Origin of the sequence: Bradyrhizobium sp. USDA 241, assembly GCF_049739505.1 — a bacterium.
Taxonomy (GTDB): domain Bacteria; phylum Pseudomonadota; class Alphaproteobacteria; order Rhizobiales; family Xanthobacteraceae; genus Bradyrhizobium; species Bradyrhizobium liaoningense.
The window spans coordinates 900,709-915,441 of the sequence record NZ_JBMGPZ010000004.1; the positions used below are offsets into that span (position 1 = coordinate 900,709).

Genomic DNA, 14,733 nt, shown 5'->3' on the forward strand with positions numbered 1-14,733 from the left:
GAATTGAAGTGCATATAGATGCAGCATCGATTGCAAGACATTCACTCATTTGGGTCAAGACGAAGTCTTAGCCGTGGCAAAACCGCCGAAAGAAAACTCCCCGATCACCGAACACCTCGCCTACCTGCTCGCGCAAGCCAACCGGGAAATCAACCGGCAGCTCGAACTGCGGTTGAGCAAGGAAGGCGTTCCCGTCGAGCAATGGCGCATCCTGAAAGTGCTGTCGGATGGCAACGGCCATTCGATGGGCGAGCTTGCGGATGCCGTGCTGCTCAACCATCCGACATTGACCAAGATGATCGACCGCATGGTCTCCGACACGCTGGTCTATCGCGTGCAGGACCCGAACGACCGCCGCAAGGTCCTGATGTTCATCTCCGACCGCGGCAAGGGGCTGTGCAAGAAGCTCAACTCGCTCGCGGTGGACCAGGAGGAGCACATCCTTGAGAGCTACGGCGACAAGTCGACCAGCGAGCTCAAGCGGCTGCTGGAGAGCTTGATCGACAGCTCGAATTGAGGCAAGCGGCTCTCGCGTGAGAATGACGCAACCAGCCCGGCGATGGGGCGGGCTTTGCGCCACACCCATAACTGTCATCGCCCGATTTAATCGGGCGATCCAGTATTCCCGAGAAGGATGTGATTGAGCCGAGAGGCCGCGGCGTACTGGGTCGCCCGGTCCAGTGCGCACTTGCGCGCGAACCGGGCGACGACAGCGGAGGTTGGGGTCGCGACGTCGCGCTTCATGCCCGCGTAGCTAGCCGCTAAGCATACCGCCCGTGGCAGTGCTTGTACTTCTTGCCTGAGCCGCACGGGCAGTCCTCGTTGCGGCCGATCTTGCCCCAGCTGGCTGGGTTCTTCGGATCGCGTAGCGACGCATCAGTGGCCGGGGCGCTGAGGGTGACGCTGGCAAGCGCCATTTCGTCTTCGCCGGTATACGGGTCGAACTTGTGCGCCTCCATCGGCGGCAGGACAGGAGCTTCCTGCTCCGGCGGGACGATCTCGACCCGCATCAGCTGCGCCGTGACCGCCTCGCGCAAGTGAGCGCTCATCTCCTGGAAGAGATTGAAGGCTTCGGTCTTGTATTCCTGCAACGGATCGCGCTGGCCGTAGCCGCGCAGGCCAATGACCTGGCGCAGATGATCGAGCATGATCAGGTGCTCGCGCCAGAGATGGTCGAGGGTCTGGAGCAGGATGGTCTTCTCGACGTAACGCATCACGTCGGGACCCCATTGCCCGACCTTGGCCGCCATGTGCTCGTCGGCCTTGGTCTCGATGCGGTTCAGCAGCTCCTCGTCGGCGATGCCTTCTTCCTTCGCCCATTCGTCGACCGGCAGGTCGAGATCGAGCACGCGCTTCAGTTCGTCCTTCAGACCCGCGACGTCCCACTGCTCGGCATAGGCATGCTCGGGCACGTGCTTGGCGACGAGGTCGTCGATGAAGGCGTGGCGCATGTCGGTGACGGTCTCGGCGACGCTCTCGTCCTTCATCAGCTCGACGCGCTGATCGAAGATCACCTTGCGCTGGTCGTTCTGGACGTTGTCGAACTTGAGGAGATTCTTGCGGATGTCGAAGTTGCGCGCCTCGACCTTCTGCTGCGCCTTCTCCAGGGCCTTGTTGATCCAGGGATGGATGATGGCCTCGCCCTCTTGCAGGCCGAGACGCTGGAGCATGCTGTCGAGGCGGTCCGAGCCGAAGATCCGCATCAGGTCGTCTTCGAGCGACAGGAAGAATTTCGAGCGACCGGGGTCGCCCTGACGGCCGGAACGGCCGCGCAGCTGGTTGTCGATACGGCGGGATTCGTGGCGCTCGGAGCCGATGATGTAGAGGCCGCCGGGCTTCTTCACGGTCTTGGCGGGCTTGGATCCCTTCGCCGGCTCGATCTCGACGGTCTCCTCGGCCTTCAGCACGATTTCGCGGAAGCGCTCGATGTCGGCCTTGATCTGCTCGATCTTCTTCGCCTTCTCAGCCTCGTCGGTGATGCCTGCGGTCTCCTGCTGGATGCGCATCTCCAGCGAGCCGCCGAGCTTGATGTCGGTGCCGCGGCCGGCCATGTTGGTGGCGATCGTGATCGCGCCGGGCACGCCGGCTTCCGCGACGATGTAGGCCTCCTGCTCGTGGAAGCGCGCGTTCAGCACCGCGAACAGCTTCGCCTGCTTGCCGGCGCGGGCCGCGGCATAGAGCTTGTCGAGCGCGCCCTCCTTGCCGAAATCGATCTGCTTGTAGCCGTTCTTCTTCAGGAACTCGGCAAGCACCTCCGATTTCTCGATCGACGCCGTGCCGACCAGCACGGGCTGGAGCCGCGAATTGGCGCGCTCGATCTCGGCAAGAATGGCTGCGTATTTCTCCTGCTGGGTCCGATAGACCTCGTCGTCCTCGTCGAGGCGCGCGACCGCCAGATTGGTCGGGATCTCCACGACCTCGAGCTTGTAGATGTCGAACAATTCGTCCGCTTCGGTCGCGGCCGTGCCGGTCATGCCCGCCAGCTTCTCGTACATGCGGAAGTAGTTCTGGAAGGTGATCGAGGCGAGCGTCTGGTTCTCGGGCTGGACCTGGACGTGCTCCTTGGCCTCCAGCGCCTGGTGCAGGCCTTCCGAATAGCGGCGGCCCGGCATCATGCGCCCGGTGAACTCGTCGATGATGACGACCTCGTTGTCGCGGACGATGTAGTCCTTGTCGCGCGTGAACAGCGTGTGGGCGCGCAGGGCCTGGTTGATGTGGTGCACGACGGAGACGTTCTCGACGTCGTAGAGCGACTCGCCCTTGAGCTGGCCGGCGTCGCGCAGCAGGGTCTCGATCTTCTCCATGCCGGCTTCGGTCAGCGTCACCGTGCGCTGCTTCTCGTCGACCTCGTAATCGGTCTTGTCGAGCCTGGGCAGGAAGCCGTCGATGGTGTTGTAGAAATCCGAGCGGTCGTCGAGCGGACCCGAGATGATCAACGGCGTGCGCGCCTCGTCGATCAGGATGGAGTCGACCTCGTCCACGATGGCGAAGAAGTGCGGGCGCTGGACCATGTCCTCGAGCCGGTACTTCATGTTGTCGCGCAGATAGTCGAAGCCGTATTCGTTGTTGGTGCCGTAGGTGATGTCGCAGGCATAGGCCGCCTTGCGCTCGGCATCGTCGAGGCCGTGCACGATCACGCCGGTGGTCATGCCGAGGAAGCCGTAGATCTGGCCCATCCAGCCGGAGTCGCGGCGGGCGAGGTAGTCGTTGACGGTGACGACATGGACGCCCTTGCCGGCGAGCGCATTGAGGTAGACCGCGAGCGTCGCGACCAGCGTCTTGCCTTCGCCGGTCTTCATCTCGGCGATGTCGCCCTCGTGCAGCACCATGCCGCCGATCAGCTGGACGTCGAAATGACGCTGGCCGAGCGTGCGCTTGGCCGCCTCGCGCACGGTGGCGAAGGCCGGTACCAGGAGATCGTCGAGCGTCTTGCCTTCGGCGAGCTGCTTCTTGAACTCGGCGGTGCGCGCTTTCAGCGCCTCGTCGGACAGCTTGGAGACTTCGGGCTCCAGCGCGTTGATCGCGTTGACGCGGGACTGATATCCCTTCACCCGCCGGTCGTTGGCGGAGCCGAAAAACTTGCGGGCGAGCGCGCCGATCATGCCTAGTTCCTGTGTTCGCGATTTAACCGCGTTGCAGCCAAGAAGTTGTCACCCGCCTGCCTATCAACTCACCGTGACGCCCCGCGGCATCAGAGCCCGGACTGCAGGTTCATCCGCCATATGGGTTGGAATTGGGCAAGTCTGGGTTCAACGGCCAAAAACGCAGCAAAATAAACGCCATCGCCATGGTCGCGACCGGGGAGAGATATGGCCCGGTCAGGGCCTTGTCAACGGCGGGCGCATTGCGGCTAATTCATCATTTTGACAGACTTTTCGCGTTGCCAAGCCCCCCTGAATTGGGCGAGTGTCCGCCCCGCTCGAGCAGCCCCCTGCTTCAACATAAGGATTTTCCATGACCACCTCGTTCCCGGTAACCACCGGCCAGCGCTTCCGGCACGCGTCGGCCCTGGCTGGCAGCCTCGCCCTGGCGCTGTCCCTGGCGTTCGCGGGCCCGCTCCGGGCCGCCGACGATCCGGTGCTGGCGAAGGTCAATGGGGCGGAAATCAAGAAGAGCGACGTCGCCATGGCCGAGGAGGAACTCGGGCAGAGCCTCGCCCAGATGGACCCGGCGACCAAGGACGAGAACGTCCTGTCCTTCCTGATCGACATGAAGATCGTCAGCAAGGCTGCCGAAGACAAGAAGATCGCCGACAGCGAGGAGTTCAAGAAGCGCCTGGCATTCGCCCGCAACCGGCTCCTGATGGACAGCCTGCTCGCCAATGAGGGCAAGGCCGCCACCACGCCGGACGCCATGAAGAAGGTCTACGAGGAAGCCGCCAAGCAGATCACCGGCGAGCAGGAGGTGCGCGCCCGCCACATCCTGGTCGAGACCGAGGACGAGGCCAAGGCGGTGAAGGCCGAGCTCGACAAGGGCGCCGATTTCGCCGAGCTCGCCAAGAAGAAGTCCAAGGACCCGGGCTCCGCCGATGGCGGCGACCTCGGCTTCTTCACCAAGGAGCAGATGGTGCCGGAGTTCTCGGCCGTGGCGTTCTCGCTCGAGCCCGGTAAGATCTCCGACCCCGTGAAGTCGCAGTTCGGCTGGCACATCATCAAGGTCGAGGAAAAGCGCAACCGCAAGGCGCCCGATTTCGAGCAGGTCAAGGCCCAGATCGAGCAGTACGTGACCCGCAAGGCTCAGGCCGAGTATGTCGCCAAGCTGCGCACCGAAGCCAAGGTCGAGCGGCTCGACCAGCCGGCGGCGGATGCGTCCAAGGACGCCAAGCCGGCGGACACTGCCAAGCCGTCCGACAGCAAGATGGCGCCCCCGGCGAAGAAGTAAGAATTCGCTGTCACTTCGCTGACGCCAAGAGTATCTAAGCCGTCGTGATGCCCGGCCCTGAGCGCGAAGCGCGTCTTCGCATATTGGGGCCGGGCATCTGCTTATCCAGATTCCACGAAGGCGCCTCGCGATGTCCTCCTCCGTCTCTCCCCTCACCCCCAAAACCGTTCCCGACATGCCCGTGATCGCGGGCATCCGTCTTGCGACGGCCGAAGCCGGCATCCGCTACAAGAACCGCACCGACGTGCTGCTGGCGGTGATGGACAAGGGCACCGCGGTGGCCGGCGTCTTCACCAAGTCGAAGTGCCCCTCTGCCCCGGTGGAATGGTGCCGCGCCAAGCTGAAGGGCGGCAAGGCCCGCGCGCTCGTGGTCAATTCCGGCAATGCCAACGCCTTCACCGGCAAGACCGGCCGCGCCTCCACCGCGCTGACCGCGAAGATCGCCGCCAAGGCGGTCGGGTGCAGCGAGAGCGAGATCTTCCTCGCCTCGACCGGCGTGATCGGCGAGCCGCTGGATGCGACCAAGTTCGACGGCGTGCTCGGCCGCCTCGCCGAGACCGCCGAACCCGGCGACTATCTCGCCGCCGCCAAGGCGATCATGACGACCGACACATTCCCGAAAGTCGCGACAGCGACCGTCAAGCTCGGCAAGGCCAAGGTCACCATCAACGGCATGGCCAAGGGCGCCGGCATGATCGCCCCCGACATGGCGACGATGCTGTCGTTCATCTTCACCGACGCCCCGATCGCGCCGGCCGCGCTGCAGGCGCTGCTCAAGAGCGGCGTGGAGGATACTTTCAATGCGGTGACGATCGACGGCGACACGTCGACGTCGGACACGCTGCTGGCTTTTGCGACCGGCGCCGCCGCCGGGCATGGCGCACCGAAGATCAGCCGCGCCAGCGATCCGCGCCTGAAGGCCTTCGTCAAGGCCTTCAACCAGGTGCTTGCCAACCTCGCCGAGCAGGTGGCGCGCGACGGCGAAGGCGCGCGCAAGCTGGTCGAGATCACGGTCGAGGGCGCCAAGACCAAGGCCTCGGCGCGCAAGATCGCGATGTCGATCGCCAACTCGCCGCTGGTGAAGACCGCCATCGCGGGCGAAGACGCCAATTGGGGACGCGTGGTGATGGCGGTCGGCAAGGCCGGCGAGCCGGCCGATCGCGACAAGCTCTCGATCTCGTTCAACGGCATCCGCGTCGCCAGGAGCGGCGCGCGCGATCCCGACTATGACGAAGCGCAGGTGTCGGAAGCGATGAAGGCGCCGGAGATCGCGATCAAGGTCTCGCTCGGCCTCGGCAAGGGCCGCGACCGCGTGCTGACCTGCGACCTCACCAAGGAATACGTCGCGATCAACGGGGATTACAGGTCCTGATCGGATGGCCGAACTGAAGCTCACCCTCGTCGTGGCCTGCGCCCTGGTCGATGCCGACAAGCGCATCCTGATCGCGCAGCGTCCCGAGGGCAAGCAGCTGGCCGGCCTCTGGGAATTTCCCGGCGGCAAGCTCGAGCCGGGCGAGCGGCCGGAGCAGAGCCTGATCCGCGAGCTCCATGAGGAGCTCGGCATCACCGTCGCCGAGCCATGCCTCGCGCCGCTGACTTTCGCCAGCTACGGCTACGAGACCTTTCACCTCCTGATGCCGCTCTACATCTGCCGGCGCTGGGAGGGCCTGGTGACGCCGCGCGAAGGGCAAAACCTCGCCTGGGTCCGCGCCAACAAGCTGCGCGACTATCCGATGCCGCCGGCGGACATTCCGCTGATCCCGCATCTGATCGATCTGCTGATGTGAGGTCGTAACGGCGGTGTCGATTATTCGGTCGTCATTCCGGGGCGCGCAACGCGCGAACCCGGAATGACGTTGGAAACGCCTACGTCTCCCCCGCCTTCTTCACCGCTTCCGCCAGACTCGCCTTGGCTGACCCGGGCTTGAGCGGCTGCTGCTGGCTCGCATGCGGGGCCCAGCCGGACAGCCAGATGATGTCGAAGGTCGCGCGGATGCGGCCGTCGGCATCGGCAAAGCGCTCCGCATAGATCTCGGCCATACGCAGCAGCGTCGCGCGGCGCGTCGGTGTCCGCCGCCGCTCGATCAGCACGTTGGCCGCGCCCATGCGGCGGAGATCCTGCATCAGCGCCAACGCGTTGGCATAGCGCACCACGACGCGGTCGACGTCGGTTACCGGCAGCGCGAAGCCCGCCCGCTGCAGCAGCGCGCCGATGTCGCGCAGGTCGGCGAACGGCGCCACGCGCGGCGACACGCCGCCCTCGCATTCGGCTTCCGCCGCGGCAAAGGCCTGCCGCAGTTCGGTCAGACTGTCGCCGCCGATCATCGCGGCGAGCAGCAGGCCGTCCGGCTTCAGCGCCCGGCGAATTTGCGCAAGCACACCCGGCAGGTCGTTGACGAATTGCAGGGCCAGCGCCGAGACGACGAGATCGAGGCTTTCCGGCGCGAACGGCAGTGTCTCCGCGCCCGTCGCGTCGGGTGCAATCCACGCGATTGTCGGAAGCCGCGTGCGCAACGCCGCGAGCCCCTCGCCGGGCGTCCAGAGATCGGCCGGAGCGTGAAACTCACGCATCACCGCAGCCAGCCGGTCGGACATGTCCTCGGCAACACGATCGAGCAGGAAGGTCGCGGCCCCGTGCGCCTGCGCACGCCGCTGCCGCGCGTGCAGCAAGGCACGATCGAACAAAGCGGGCGGGGTTTGCGGGGTCTGAGCCATGCCGCTGGTTACGCCGATCAGGCTGGCCATGGCAATCACTCTCGTGTCCCGGACGCGCTGCAGCGCTCTTTAGCGCCGCTGCGCAAACCCTGGGCCCCGGCTCAGCAGCGCAGCGCTGAAGGAGCGCTGCGCTGCGTCCGGGGCACGAGATGATGGCTTGAGCAATCTAGGGGGCAACGCTAGCCTCCTCTCATGGAAGCCAAGACCAGCCCCAGCCGCTCCATCGCCGCGCCGCTGCGGGCCGCGTGGGCGGCTGGCCGCCACGTGCTGTCGCGCGCGGCACGGCTCGCACTCGACATCGCGCTGCCGACGCAGTGCGTATCCTGCCACGAGCCGGTCGACGGCGAGGGCGTTTGTGCTTCGTGCTGGGCGCGGCTGTCGTTCATCGAGCGGCCCTACTGCCCGCGGCTCGGCATTCCCTTCGTTTATGACCCCGGCCCCGACATGCTGTCGATGGAGGCGATCGCGAGCCCACCGGCCTACCAGCGCGCGCGGGCGGCGGTGCGTTACGACGACGTCGCGCGCACGCTGGTCCACGCGCTGAAGTACCAGGACCGCACCGATCTGGCGCCGGCCATGGGCCGCTGGATGGCCCGCGCGGGCGGCGAGCTGCTCGCCGGCGCCGACATGCTGGTGCCCGTTCCCCTGCACTGGCGGCGAGCCTGGCGCCGCCGCTACAACCAGTCCGGTGCGCTCGCGCGTGTCATCGCGCGGCAGAGCGGCGTCAAGGTGCAGAGCGAGGTGCTGCGCCGGGTGCGCGCCACCGAGCAGCAGATCGGCCTGTCGCGTGCCCAGCGCGCCACCAATGTGCAGGGCGCATTCCAGGTATCTCCCGACCGTCAGGCCGAGATTCAGGGCCGCCGCATTGTCCTGGTCGACGACGTCCTGACGTCGGGAGCGACGCTGGATGCCTGCGCGCGGGTCCTGCTCCGCGCCAAAGCGGCCCAGGTCGACGTGCTGGTCTTCGCCCGGGTTGTCGAAAGCGGCCCCCGTCCCATATAGTTCAATGAATTCATGACATGAGAGCGCCAGACGAAATGACTGCTGCTGTCGAGATCTACACCCGGCCGGGCTGCGGCTATTGTTCCGCCGCCAAGTCGCTGCTGACCCGCAAGAAGGCGACCTTCACCGAATTCGACGTCGCCAAGAACCCGTCCTGGCGCCAGGAAATGTACGGCCGCGCCGGCCAAGGTTCGACTTTCCCGCAGATCTGGATCGGCGGCACCCATGTCGGCGGCTGCGACGAGCTCTATGCGCTCGACCGCGAAGGCAAGCTCGACGGCATGCTCGAGAGCGTCAAGGCCGTCTCATGAGCGAGAATCGCACCTTCACCGCGGCCATGGTGCAGATGCGCACCGGCCTGATGCCCGAGCCGAGCCTCGAACAGGCAACGAAGCTGATCCGGCGGGCTGCGGCCAACGGCGCCGACTACGTGCAGACGCCCGAGGTCAGCAACATGATGCAGCTGAACCGCAAGGCATTGTTCGAGCATCTGCAGAGTGAAGAGGACGACGCTTCGCTGAAGGCCTACCGCGCGCTCGCGGCGGAATTGAAGATTCATCTGCATGTCGGCTCGCTGGCGCTGCGCTTCTCGCCGGAGAAGGCGGTCAACCGCTCCTTCCTGATCGGGCCCGAGGGCGATGTGCTCGCGAGCTACGACAAGATCCACATGTTCGACATCGAGCTGCCGGACGGCGAGAGCTATCGCGAATCCGCCAATTACCAGCCGGGCGAAACCGCCGTGATCTCGGATCTGCCCTGGGGCCGCATCGGACTGACGATCTGCTACGATGTGCGCTTCCCGGCACTCTACCGCGCGCTCGCCGAGAGCGGCGCGTATTTCATCACGGTGCCGTCGGCCTTCACCCGCAAGACCGGCGAAGCACATTGGCACGTGCTGCTGCGCGCACGCGCGATCGAGACCGGCTGCTTCGTCTTCGCCGCGGCCCAGGCCGGCCTGCACGAGAACAAGCGCGAGACTTACGGCCATTCCCTGATCATCGATCCCTGGGGCGAGATCCTCGCCGAGGGCGACGTCGAGCCCGGCATCATCATGGCCAGGATCGATCCGGCCAGGGTCGAGACCGCCCGCCGGGCGATTCCCTCGCTCCAGCATGGCCGCCGCTTCGGCGTCTCCGACCCCAAGGCGGGACCGGACCATTTGCACCTTGTGCGAGGCTCGGCATGATCCGCTACGCCCTTCGCTGCGACCGGGACCACGACTTCGAGAGCTGGTTCCAGAGCTCGTCCGCCTACGATTCGCAGGTGAGGCGGAAGCTCGTGACCTGCCCGATCTGCGGCTCGGCCAAGGTCGAGAAGGCGATCATGGCGCCGCGCATCGTCGGCAAGAAGGGCCGTGGCCGCGCGACACCGCCGCCGGAGCCGGTCGCCACGGCCACGACGCCCGACGCTGCACCGTCAGGACCGACCTCGCTGCTGATGGCGCAGGAGCGCGAGCTGCGCGCCAAGCTCAAGGAGCTGCGCGATCATATCGTCAAGAACGCCGACAATGTCGGCGAACGTTTTGCCAACGAGGCTCGCGCCATGCACTACGGCGACAAGGAGCATCGGCCGATCTACGGCGAGGCCTCGCCCGACGAGGCGAAGTCGCTGATCGACGAAGGCATCGAGGTCTCGCCGCTGCCGGTGCTGCCGGAAGACCGGAATTGATGCGCCAGTTTCGTCATGGCCGGGCTTGACCCGGCCACCCACGCCTTGCCCAGCTCACGAAGAACGTGGATGCCCGGAACAAGCCTGGGCATGACAGCAACTGAGCGATCAGGCTGCGACCAGCACTGCCACGCCGATCACGATCAGCGCAATTCCTGCGAGCTCGCGCGGCGCGATCGGCTGCTTGAACGAGTAGTAGGCCACGGCCTGCGCGAACAGCACCTCGATCAAAGCGAGCGTGCGGACATTGGCGGCCGCCGTCAGGGCGAAGGCCAGGAACCAGAATTGCGAGGCGAAGGCGCCCGTGAAGCCGGCGAGCATCGAGGGCCGCCATAATCCGAGGATTCCCCGCAATACGTCTGGCGCACGTAGAAGCAGATAGATCGTCAGCACCAGCGTCTGCACGAACAGGCCGAGCACCAGCGTGAACGAGGAGGCCGTCACGAACGACACGTCGGGCACCGTGATGATCGCTCCGCGAAAACCGACCGCCGACAGCGCGAACGCCGCCGCGGCGACGAGGCCGGTGATGGTCGGCTTCAGTTCGGCAAAGCTCTTCTCGCCGCCCGGCCGCAGCGCGGTGATGACGACGCCGACGGTCGCGATCACGATCGCCAGCACCTTCAGCCAGGTCAGGTGATCGCCGAGGAAGACGAAGCCGAAGATCGCGGTCTGGATCGCCTCGGTCTTCAGATACGCCGTCGTCACCACGAAGGAACGATCGTTCATCGCGAGCAGCATCAGGCCGGTGGCGACGATCTGGCTGAGCGCCCCTAACAGCAGCCACGGCCAGAACACCGTCGGCGGCATGTCGAGATGATCACCGGTGCCGATCAACACCACCCCGAGAAACAGCAGCGAGAACGGAAAGCCGAACAGAAAGCGGATATTGGTCGCGCCCCAGGTCCCCAGCGGCTTCGTCAACGACCGCTGCATCGCATTGCGCGCGACCTGCCCGAGCGCAGCGATGACGGTGAAGGGAATCCAGAGACTGGCGATGGTGAGCATGGAGTTGCTGGAATAGGAAGGGACCTGAGCCAACGTGCCGCTGACGGCGAAGCAGGTCAATCACACGGACGTCATGGGTGCGATGCTTTCGCCACAATCTCCGCTGTCGTCCCTGCGAACGCAGGGACCCATAACCCCAGGGAGCAGTTTTGCGGAGGCTGCCAACCCGCGCATCCAACACCGTCCGCCATCGATGGATTCCGCGGTATGGGTCCCTGCGTTCGCAGGGACGACAGCATTTGCTTGGCAGCGCTCACACCGTCAAACCAAGAGATCGCTGAGGTCCCGCCACTCGGGGTTATCGCGCTCGATCAGCTCGATCTTCCAGTCGCGCTTCCAGCGTTTAACCTGCTTTTCGCGGGCGATCGCCTCTTCCGCCCGTTCATACGACTCCGTGTAGACGAGGCGGTGTACGCCGTAGCGCTTGACGAATTCCGAGCCCTGGCCCGCGCGGTGTTCCTCGAGGCGTTTCTGGAGCGAGTTGGTGATGCCGATGTACAGTGTTCCGTGACGGCGGCTGGCGAGGATGTAACGTAGTACATGCTCGGAGCGCCTGTCTTCGCTAACCACAGGGGCTGGTGGTTATGGGTCCCTGCGTTCGCAGGGACGACACCGTTCTCGGAGTAACAGCCCACACCTCACCCACGGTAGTTCACACCATCCCTTCCGCGACCACCATGTAGTTCACGTCCATATCGGACGAGAGGGTCCATTTGTCGGCGAAGGGGCTGTAGACCACGCCGGTCTGCTCGGTGATGACGAGGCGGTTGTCGAGCAGGTGTTTTGCGAGTTCGTCGGGGGTGACGAACTTGTTCCATTCGTGGGTGCCGCGCGGCAGCCAGCGCAGCACGTATTCGGCGCCAACGATCGCGAGCGCGAAGCTCTTCCAGTTGCGGTTCAGCGTCGAGACCACCATCAGCCCGTTCGGCTTCAGCATCGAGGCGCAGCGCTTCAGGAAGACGCCGACATCGGTGACGTGTTCGACCACCTCCATCGCCAGCACGATGTCGAAGCGCTCGCGCGGGTCGATCTCCTCCACCGTGGTGCAGCGATAGTCGATCGCAAGATGGCTCTTGTCGGCGTGCAGCTTCGCCGCGGCGATGTTGCTCTGGGAAGGATCGATGCCGATGACCTGTGCGCCCAGCCGCGACAACGGCTCGCACAGCAGGCCGGCGCCGCAGCCGATGTCGAGCACGCGAAGGCCGCCGAGGCAATTGAGGCTGCGCACGTTGCGCTCGAACTTGCGGCAGGCGGCGTCACGGATATAGCCGAGCCGCAGCGGGTTGATCCGGTGCAGCGGCGCCATCTTGCCCTTGGGATCCCACCACTCCGCGGAGAGTTTTGAGAATTTCGCGATCTCGGCGGCGTCGACGGTCGAGCCCGGCTGGGCGGAAAGGGAAGTATTTTGCTGCATGCTCATGGTTGCGCGCGGTCCTACCGCGTGGTGATCGAACTACGGAAGGCGAGCGGCGAGGCGATGGTCCTGATCGTCTCGATGCCCTCGCCGACGCCGCGAATCGTCACGTCGCCGTAGTTGAGAATACGTCCAAGAATGGACTGGTCGACGTCGACGCTCTCGACCTTGTCCAGCGCCATCTCGAAGGTTCGGCGCTTGATGAAACCGGTCTTGTGCACGACCCTGAGATTGGTGACGTCGGTCTCGGTGGTGAAGCGATGGAACCAGCCCTTGATGGTCCAATACAGGGCCGCCAGAGCCACGAGACCCGAGGCGACCAGGCAAAGCAGGACGAGCCAGTCGCCGGTGGTCTGCCGGGACAGCACGAACAGGGCCAGCGCCGCGATCCAGGCCACGATGGCCGGAAAGTAGAAGATCCAGTGCGCATTGGTCGAATACAGCACCCGCTCGCCCGGTTGCAGGATCTCGTCGATATAGCGCGCCATGATCTCGGTTAACCCACTTCCCCCGCGCCCTGCCCCCGCAGGAACCCGCTTGCCCCCGGCCCCGCCGCTATGTATACGCGCGTCGGTGTCCGCGAGGCACCCGTCCAGTGCGGGTCACCATACTGATCCTTATGAAGGAATGCACGCGTCGTCATGAGCCGCCTCGTGATGAAATTCGGCGGCACGTCCGTCGCCAACATCGAACGTATCCGCAACGTCGCACGCCACGTGAAGCGTGAGGTCGATGCCGGCCATGAAGTGGCCGTGGTCGTCTCGGCGATGGCCGGCAAGACCAACGAGCTCGTCGCCTGGTGCACCGAGGCCTCGCCGATGCATGACGCGCGCGAATACGACGCCGTGGTCGCCTCGGGCGAACAGGTGACCTCAGGTCTTCTTGCCATCGTGCTCCAGGGCATGGGCATCCAGGCCCGGTCCTGGCAGGGCTGGCAGATCCCGATCAAGACCAGCGACGCCCATGCCTCGGCCCGGATCGAGGACATCGACGGCAGCGAGATCATCAAGCGCTTTAGGGAGCGCAAGGAGGTCGCGGTCATCGCCGGCTTCCAGGGCATCAACCCCGAGACCAACCGCATCACCACGCTCGGCCGCGGCGGCTCCGACACCTCGGCCGTGGCGATCGCCGCCGCCGTCAAGGCGGACCGATGCGACATCTACACCGACGTCGACGGTGTCTACACCACCGACCCGCGAATCGTGCCGAAGGCCAAGAGGCTCGACAAGATCGCGTTCGAAGACATGCTGGAACTGGCCTCGCAGGGCGCCAAGGTGCTCCAGGTCCGCTCGGTGGAACTCGGCATGGTCCACAACATGCCGATCTTCGTCCGCTCGAGCTTCGACAAGCCCGAGGATATCGACCCGCATGCCAACCAGCCGCCCGGCACGCTGATCTGCAGCGAGGAGGAGATCATGGAAAGCCACGTCGTCACCGGCATCGCCTTTTCGAAGGACGAGGCCCAGATCTCGGTGCGCCAGATCGAGGACAAGCCCGGCGTCGCGGCCTCGATCTTCGGCCCGCTGGCGGATGCGAACATCAACGTCGACATGATCGTGCAGAATGTTTCCGAGGACGGCAAGACCACCGACCTCACCTTCACCGTACCGGCCGCCGACTATACCCGCGCCAAGGATACGATTACCGCCGCCAAGGCCAAGATCGGCTATGCGCGGCTCGATACCGCCACCGACGTCGCCAAGATCTCGGTGATCGGCAGCGGCATGCGCAGCCATGCCGGCGTCGCCGCCCAGGCGTTCTCGGCCCTCGCCGGGCGGAACATCAACATCCGGGCCATTACAACCTCCGAGATCAAGTTCTCGGTTCTGATCGACGCCGCCTATACCGAGCTGGCGGTGCGCACCCTGCATACGCTGTACGGCCTCGATCAGGCCTGAAGCGCGATCATCGTCGCGCTTCAGATTGTTGTTAGCCCGTCTTATTCGCGAGAGGGCGCCTGAGAGGCTGGCGAGCGTGGTGTAAAGCGCTGATGCGGCGTAGGATTCGGTTGCGAAGCCACCCCATCACCTTCAACCGCGAACGCC

The 14,733-nt window shown here is 65.1% G+C and carries 14 protein-coding genes and 1 pseudogene; 9 read left to right on the top strand and 6 right to left on the bottom strand.

Annotated elements, in window-relative coordinates; translation table 11 throughout:
- Positions 1–73 precede the first annotated feature (73 nt).
- Positions 74–517 (top strand): MarR family winged helix-turn-helix transcriptional regulator, encoded by a 444-nt coding sequence (locus ABIF91_RS14030; RefSeq protein ID WP_028177464.1) that lies wholly within the window; start codon positions 74–76, stop codon positions 515–517.
- A gap of 244 nt (positions 518–761) precedes the next feature.
- On the opposite strand, the gene secA is transcribed toward ABIF91_RS14030, so the two are convergent.
- Entirely contained in the window at positions 762–3,602 is a 2,841-nt protein-coding gene (gene secA / locus ABIF91_RS14035; RefSeq protein WP_028177463.1) for a preprotein translocase subunit SecA, read from the bottom strand.
- Between the two features lie 352 nt (positions 3,603–3,954).
- Here secA and ABIF91_RS14040 point away from each other — a divergent pair, with 352 nt between their 5' ends.
- The 3 genes from ABIF91_RS14040 (at position 3,955) to ABIF91_RS14050 (ending at position 6,668) form a co-directional block, all read left to right on the top strand.
- Positions 3,955–4,881, top strand: coding sequence for a peptidylprolyl isomerase (locus ABIF91_RS14040; RefSeq protein ID WP_028177462.1), 927 nt, complete (start codon positions 3,955–3,957; stop codon positions 4,879–4,881).
- A 130-nt stretch (positions 4,882–5,011) separates the two neighbouring features.
- A complete protein-coding gene (gene argJ / locus ABIF91_RS14045) occupies positions 5,012–6,253 on the top strand; it encodes a bifunctional glutamate N-acetyltransferase/amino-acid acetyltransferase ArgJ (RefSeq protein ID WP_028177461.1) in 1,242 nt (413 codons plus the stop codon).
- 4 nt (positions 6,254–6,257) lie between these two features.
- Positions 6,258–6,668, top strand: coding sequence for a (deoxy)nucleoside triphosphate pyrophosphohydrolase (locus ABIF91_RS14050; RefSeq protein ID WP_028177460.1), 411 nt, complete (start codon positions 6,258–6,260; stop codon positions 6,666–6,668).
- A gap of 79 nt (positions 6,669–6,747) precedes the next feature.
- Here the strand turns inward: ABIF91_RS14050 and ABIF91_RS14055 are convergent, their stop codons facing one another.
- Positions 6,748–7,626 (bottom strand): methyltransferase domain-containing protein, encoded by an 879-nt coding sequence (locus tag ABIF91_RS14055; RefSeq protein ID WP_085966103.1) that lies wholly within the window; start codon positions 7,624–7,626, stop codon positions 6,748–6,750.
- Positions 7,627–7,788: 162 nt separating this feature from the next.
- Here ABIF91_RS14055 and ABIF91_RS14060 point away from each other — a divergent pair, with 162 nt between their 5' ends.
- From ABIF91_RS14060 to ABIF91_RS14075, 4 genes are read left to right on the top strand one after another with little or no spacing between them, the layout of a single operon-like run.
- Positions 7,789–8,598 carry a ComF family protein gene (locus ABIF91_RS14060; protein ID WP_028177458.1) on the top strand — a complete coding sequence of 270 codons (810 nt, stop codon included), beginning with the start codon at positions 7,789–7,791 and terminating at the stop codon, positions 8,596–8,598.
- A gap of 35 nt (positions 8,599–8,633) precedes the next feature.
- Entirely contained in the window at positions 8,634–8,909 is a 276-nt protein-coding gene (grxC, locus tag ABIF91_RS14065; protein WP_028177457.1) for a glutaredoxin 3, read from the top strand.
- Positions 8,906–9,784: a carbon-nitrogen hydrolase family protein gene (locus tag ABIF91_RS14070; RefSeq protein ID WP_028177456.1), complete on the top strand. Its 879-nt coding sequence runs from the start codon at positions 8,906–8,908 to the stop codon at positions 9,782–9,784. Before grxC ends, ABIF91_RS14070 begins: the two co-directional genes overlap by 4 nt.
- The gene (locus tag ABIF91_RS14075; protein ID WP_028177455.1) at positions 9,781–10,266 is read left to right on the top strand and encodes a DUF1178 family protein; all 486 of its coding nucleotides are present in this window, start codon (positions 9,781–9,783) and stop codon (positions 10,264–10,266) included. Before ABIF91_RS14070 ends, ABIF91_RS14075 begins: the two co-directional genes overlap by 4 nt.
- A gap of 108 nt (positions 10,267–10,374) precedes the next feature.
- On the opposite strand, the gene ABIF91_RS14080 is transcribed toward ABIF91_RS14075, so the two are convergent.
- From ABIF91_RS14080 to ABIF91_RS14095, 4 genes and pseudogenes are all read right to left on the bottom strand, one after another.
- Positions 10,375–11,274 carry an EamA family transporter gene (locus ABIF91_RS14080; protein ID WP_424579368.1) on the bottom strand — a complete coding sequence of 300 codons (900 nt, stop codon included), beginning with the start codon at positions 11,272–11,274 and terminating at the stop codon, positions 10,375–10,377.
- A 261-nt stretch (positions 11,275–11,535) separates the two neighbouring features.
- Positions 11,536–11,816 (bottom strand): annotated as a pseudogene (locus ABIF91_RS14085) (GIY-YIG nuclease family protein).
- Positions 11,817–11,926: 110 nt separating this feature from the next.
- Entirely contained in the window at positions 11,927–12,694 is a 768-nt protein-coding gene (gene ubiG, locus ABIF91_RS14090; RefSeq protein WP_028177452.1) for a bifunctional 2-polyprenyl-6-hydroxyphenol methylase/3-demethylubiquinol 3-O-methyltransferase UbiG, read from the bottom strand.
- A gap of 14 nt (positions 12,695–12,708) precedes the next feature.
- Positions 12,709–13,176 carry a PH domain-containing protein gene (locus tag ABIF91_RS14095; RefSeq protein WP_028177451.1) on the bottom strand — a complete coding sequence of 156 codons (468 nt, stop codon included), beginning with the start codon at positions 13,174–13,176 and terminating at the stop codon, positions 12,709–12,711.
- A 153-nt stretch (positions 13,177–13,329) separates the two neighbouring features.
- On the opposite strand from ABIF91_RS14095, the gene ABIF91_RS14100 reads away from it, so the two are divergent.
- Complete coding sequence (locus tag ABIF91_RS14100; protein ID WP_028177450.1) at positions 13,330–14,586, top strand: aspartate kinase; 1,257 nt, start codon at positions 13,330–13,332, stop codon at positions 14,584–14,586.
- Positions 14,587–14,733: the final 147 nt, after the last annotated feature.

What these genes read in the sequence shown, in the direction of transcription:
- ABIF91_RS14055 (WP_085966103.1), bottom strand. Translation starts at nt 7,626, where the DNA reads ATGGCCAGCCTGATCGGCGTAACCAGCGGCATGGCTCAGACCCCGCAA.
- secA (WP_028177463.1), bottom strand. Translation starts at nt 3,602, where the DNA reads ATGATCGGCGCGCTCGCCCGCAAGTTTTTCGGCTCCGCCAACGACCGG.
- ABIF91_RS14075 (WP_028177455.1), top strand. Translation starts at nt 9,781, where the DNA reads ATGATCCGCTACGCCCTTCGCTGCGACCGGGACCACGACTTCGAGAGC.
- ABIF91_RS14080 (WP_424579368.1), bottom strand. Translation starts at nt 11,274, where the DNA reads ATGCTCACCATCGCCAGTCTCTGGATTCCCTTCACCGTCATCGCTGCG.
- ABIF91_RS14070 (WP_028177456.1), top strand. Translation starts at nt 8,906, where the DNA reads ATGAGCGAGAATCGCACCTTCACCGCGGCCATGGTGCAGATGCGCACC.
- ABIF91_RS14050 (WP_028177460.1), top strand. Translation starts at nt 6,258, where the DNA reads ATGGCCGAACTGAAGCTCACCCTCGTCGTGGCCTGCGCCCTGGTCGAT.
- ABIF91_RS14040 (WP_028177462.1), top strand. Translation starts at nt 3,955, where the DNA reads ATGACCACCTCGTTCCCGGTAACCACCGGCCAGCGCTTCCGGCACGCG.
- grxC (WP_028177457.1), top strand. Translation starts at nt 8,634, where the DNA reads ATGACTGCTGCTGTCGAGATCTACACCCGGCCGGGCTGCGGCTATTGT.
- ABIF91_RS14100 (WP_028177450.1), top strand. Translation starts at nt 13,330, where the DNA reads ATGAGCCGCCTCGTGATGAAATTCGGCGGCACGTCCGTCGCCAACATC.
- ABIF91_RS14095 (WP_028177451.1), bottom strand. Translation starts at nt 13,176, where the DNA reads ATGGCGCGCTATATCGACGAGATCCTGCAACCGGGCGAGCGGGTGCTG.
- argJ (WP_028177461.1), top strand. Translation starts at nt 5,012, where the DNA reads ATGTCCTCCTCCGTCTCTCCCCTCACCCCCAAAACCGTTCCCGACATG.
- ABIF91_RS14060 (WP_028177458.1), top strand. Translation starts at nt 7,789, where the DNA reads ATGGAAGCCAAGACCAGCCCCAGCCGCTCCATCGCCGCGCCGCTGCGG.
- ubiG (WP_028177452.1), bottom strand. Translation starts at nt 12,694, where the DNA reads ATGAGCATGCAGCAAAATACTTCCCTTTCCGCCCAGCCGGGCTCGACC.